General features: G+C 77.2%; 4 protein-coding genes. 2 read left to right on the forward strand and 2 right to left on the reverse strand.

The window, feature by feature from the left end; translation table 11 throughout:
* Positions 1–592, forward strand: a 592-nt coding sequence (locus tag ACLIYP_RS29750) for a lysoplasmalogenase family protein (protein ID WP_412716185.1), incomplete at its 5' end; no start/stop codon positions are given.
* A 105-nt stretch (positions 593–697) separates the two neighbouring features.
* Here ACLIYP_RS29750 and ACLIYP_RS29755 read toward each other — a convergent pair.
* A complete protein-coding gene (locus ACLIYP_RS29755) occupies positions 698–1105 on the reverse strand; it encodes a DUF4190 domain-containing protein (protein WP_412716186.1) in 408 nt (135 codons plus the stop codon).
* A gap of 259 nt (positions 1106–1364) precedes the next feature.
* Positions 1365–1487 carry a hypothetical protein gene (locus ACLIYP_RS29760; protein ID WP_412716187.1) on the reverse strand — a complete coding sequence of 41 codons (123 nt, stop codon included), beginning with the start codon at positions 1485–1487 and terminating at the stop codon, positions 1365–1367.
* Between the two features lie 322 nt (positions 1488–1809).
* Between ACLIYP_RS29760 and ACLIYP_RS29765 the strand changes: the two genes are divergently transcribed.
* On the forward strand, positions 1810–3450 hold a 1641-nt coding region (locus tag ACLIYP_RS29765; protein ID WP_412716188.1), incomplete at its 3' end, for a M48 family metalloprotease.

A 3450-nucleotide genomic window follows, 5' to 3' on the forward strand; every position in this document is an offset into this window, starting at 1 on the left:
GGCGGCCGCAGTCATGCGGGCCACCGGACGCGCGGTGCGCGGCCGAGACGCGCTGCTGATGCCGGCGCTGGCCGCCCACGCGCTGCGCCGCCGCGAGACGGCGGACGCCCCCGTACCGAGGACCCTGCTGGCCGGGCTGGCCTGCGCCACGGCCGGTGACACCGCACTGCTCGCGGACGAGTACGAGCCCGCCTTCCTCCTGGGCATGGCCGCCTTCCTTGGCACCCAGGTCAGCTACACGGCCGGCTACCTGCGCCAGGGCGCGCTGAGGGGACTGCGCCGCCGTCCCTGGATCGCGGCCGCGGGCCTGGCCGGCTGGGCCGCGGCCAACGCCGCCATCGCCCCGGGACTGGACAAGCGGCTGCGCGCGCCGGTGGCGGGCTACAGCCTCGCCCTGACGGCCATGGCCGTCACCGCCCTGGGCACCGGCGCCCGCGCGGGCACGGGCGCGCTGGCCTTCCTCGGTTCCGACCTGCTGATCGGCCTCCAGGCCGCCGGGCACGTCCTCCCCGGTCAGGAGGTGGCGATCATGGCGGGTTACCTCTTCGGCCAGTACCTGATCACCACCGGCTGGCCCGTCACACCGGTGTGACGGGTACGGCTGTCGCGGAAGGTCAGGGGACCCTCACCTTCCGCGACAGCCGTGGCCGGTACGTCCGGCGTGACGTGCGTGACGGGCGTGCCGTGCGCGCCCGGCTCAGCGCCGCTCCAGCTCGTCGCGGAAGTCCCGCTCGCACTGCCGCTCCTCGGCCGCGCTGCCGGCGTTCCGCAGGCACTCGTCCAGGTTGCCGAACTCCTCGGAGTTCAGGAACGACACCCCGGCGGCGATGACGGCGACGGACGCCACCAGCGCGATGGCACCCGCGATGGCGCCGATCAGGGCCATCGCGCCGTTGGTCGCCTCGCCCTTCTTGACGCGGCGGTAGCCGACGACGCCCAGCACGATGGCCGCGATGCCCAGCAGCACACCGCCGACGAGGGTCCAGAACAGCAGCAGGCCGATCACGCCGACCACGAGGGCGGCGATGCCCAGCCCGTTGCGGGGCGGCCGCCCGGCCGGTCCCGGAGCGCCGGGACAGCCCTGGGGTGAGGAGTACGAAGCCACTGCGGCGTCCTTTCGGTCGGGTGGGCGGAGAGGCGAACGGGCCGCTTCCGCCGTGGGATTCCGCTCGCTCCGCCCGCACGGGGCGCCGTCATGGAGACCCGCTCCCCCGCGCTCGATCGGGAACTTTTCAACAGGGTTGCGCGCAAAGCGCGTTGACCGAGGAACCGGCTTCCCGGCGGCGACTTCCGCAAACGGACCCCGCGCCCGTCCCGGCCTCCTCCCGCGGCTCTCTCCTCCCGCGGCCCTCTCCTTCCGCCGGTCACCGCCGGCCCCTGAAGAACAGGGCCGGCGCCACCGCGACCGCGCCGAGGACCGGCATGAGGACGAGCACGGACGGCACGTCCGCGGGCGGCTGGTACCTGCCGGCCGCATGGTGCGGCACCGGTCCCATCTCCTCCCGCCCTCCGGCGTCCGCTCGCCGTCCGTGAACGGAGTGCCCGCACAGGCGGCGCGCAGGGGACTGTTTCAGGACGATTCCGCGCGGCGGCGGCACGCCGCGGGCGTGGGCGGCCCGGACGCCGGGCGCGCAGGTGGCCGGAGCTTCGCCCGGGGACCACGGCTCCGGCGGCCCGCACCGCCGGTGGCGCGCTTCCGGCTTCCACCCCGCCGCCGGCGGGGACGATGGCAGCGAGGGCCGTGCGACGGCGGGACGGTGCGGGAGGACCGCGCGGGGCGGCCGTACGGGGAAAGGGGGACGGACGGGGATGCGTGCGACGCTGGGGGCCTGGGCGCGGACCGCGCTGGCACTCGTTCTGCTGGGGGGCTTCTACGCGGTGTCGTGGGCGCTGGTGCTCGGCTACGCGGCCCTGGCGGCCGTTGTGCTGTGGGTGCTGCTGGTCGACGGCACCCGCATGACCTCGCCTGCGCCGCTGTACGCCGTCGTCTTCGGCCTGCCGGCCGTGCTGGCGGTGCTGCGCGGACTGTTCTCCGGCGGGCGGGCCCCGGCCGCCCGCGAGGGCCGGGCGGTCACCCGGCGGCAGGCCCCGCAGCTGTGGGAGACGGTCACCGGCCTGGCGCGTGCGGTCGGCGCGCCCGAGCCGACCGAGATCCGGCTGACGCTGGAGGCCAACGCCTCCGTCAGCGAGGACACCCGTTTCGGCGCCGGGGTGACCGCCCGGCGCATGGAGATCGGCGTACCGCTGCTGGCGGGGCTGAGCGGGGAGGAGCTGCGGGCGGTCCTCTGCCACGAACTGGGCCACTACGCGCGCCGGGACACCCGGTTCGCGGCCACCGCCTACCGGGGCTCGGCCGCCCTGCACACGGCGCGCACCGGCATCGCCGAGGCGGCGCGGGGCAACGCCCTGACGGCGGGCTACTCGGGTTTCCAGGGCTGGGTGCTGGCGGTGTACGCGTGGCTGTTCGACGCCGTCACCTTCGGCGTGCGGCGGCGCCAGGAGTTCCAGGCGGACGCGGCCGCGGCGGCCCTCGTGGGACGGGAGGCCACGGCGTCCGCCCTGACCGCCGTCCACGCCGTCGGCGCGGCCTGGGCCGACTACCGGGCCCGGCTGCTGGACCCCATGGCCGGGCGCGGGCTGACGCCCGACGACCCGCTGCGCCCCTTCGCCGAGATGCTGGCCGACCCCGGCTACGCCGAGGCACTTCAGGAGTGGCGGCGCAGGATGCCGGAGCCGCCCCGTTCCCGGCTGGACTCCCATCCGCCGCTGAGCCGCCGTCTGGCCGCACTCGCCCGCGACCGGGGCACCCCCGCCCACGAACGGGCCGCCCCGTCCGCTCCGGAGGCGGGACGGGCGGTGGAGGCCGGCGTCCGGCTCCCCGACGGGGTGTGGGGCTCCCTGCTGCGCCCGCTCCTGCCGCCGTCGGGGCCCCGCAGGCTCGGACAGCCGTGGCAGGAGTGGCTGGACGACGCGGCCGAGGCGCAGATGGTGCAGGCCGTCGAGGACCTGCGCGGTCCCCTCGCCCGGCTCTCCCGGGCGGACGTCCCGCCGGAGCCCACCGTGGACGCCGTCCTGGGGCTGCTGGAGGCCGGGCGCGGCGCCGAGCTGGCCGGGGCGCTGCACGACACGGGCTGGGGCACGGACCAGTGGGGCCTGCCGGGCTCGCCGGAGCAGGCGCTCGAGACCCTGGTGGGCCAGGGGCTCACGGGCGCCGGACGGGCGGGGTGGAGCCTGCGCTGGACGGCTCCCAGCGCCCTGGTCGTCTACGACGACGAGGCCCGGGAGGCGGTGGAGCTGGCGCGGTCGGCGGCGGCCGACCCCGGCGCGGCCCCCCTGCTGCGCACCCGTCTCGTCCTGTGCGGCGTCAACACCGCGGCGCCGCTGGACCGCACCGGCCCGATGGCCCGCCCGCCCGGCGGGACGGGTACCGCGACGCGCTGGGCGTGCCCG

The sequence above is a fragment of the Streptomyces nanhaiensis genome (genome assembly GCF_046614825.1).
GTDB classification, from domain to species: domain Bacteria; phylum Actinomycetota; class Actinomycetes; order Streptomycetales; family Streptomycetaceae; genus Streptomyces; species Streptomyces radiopugnans.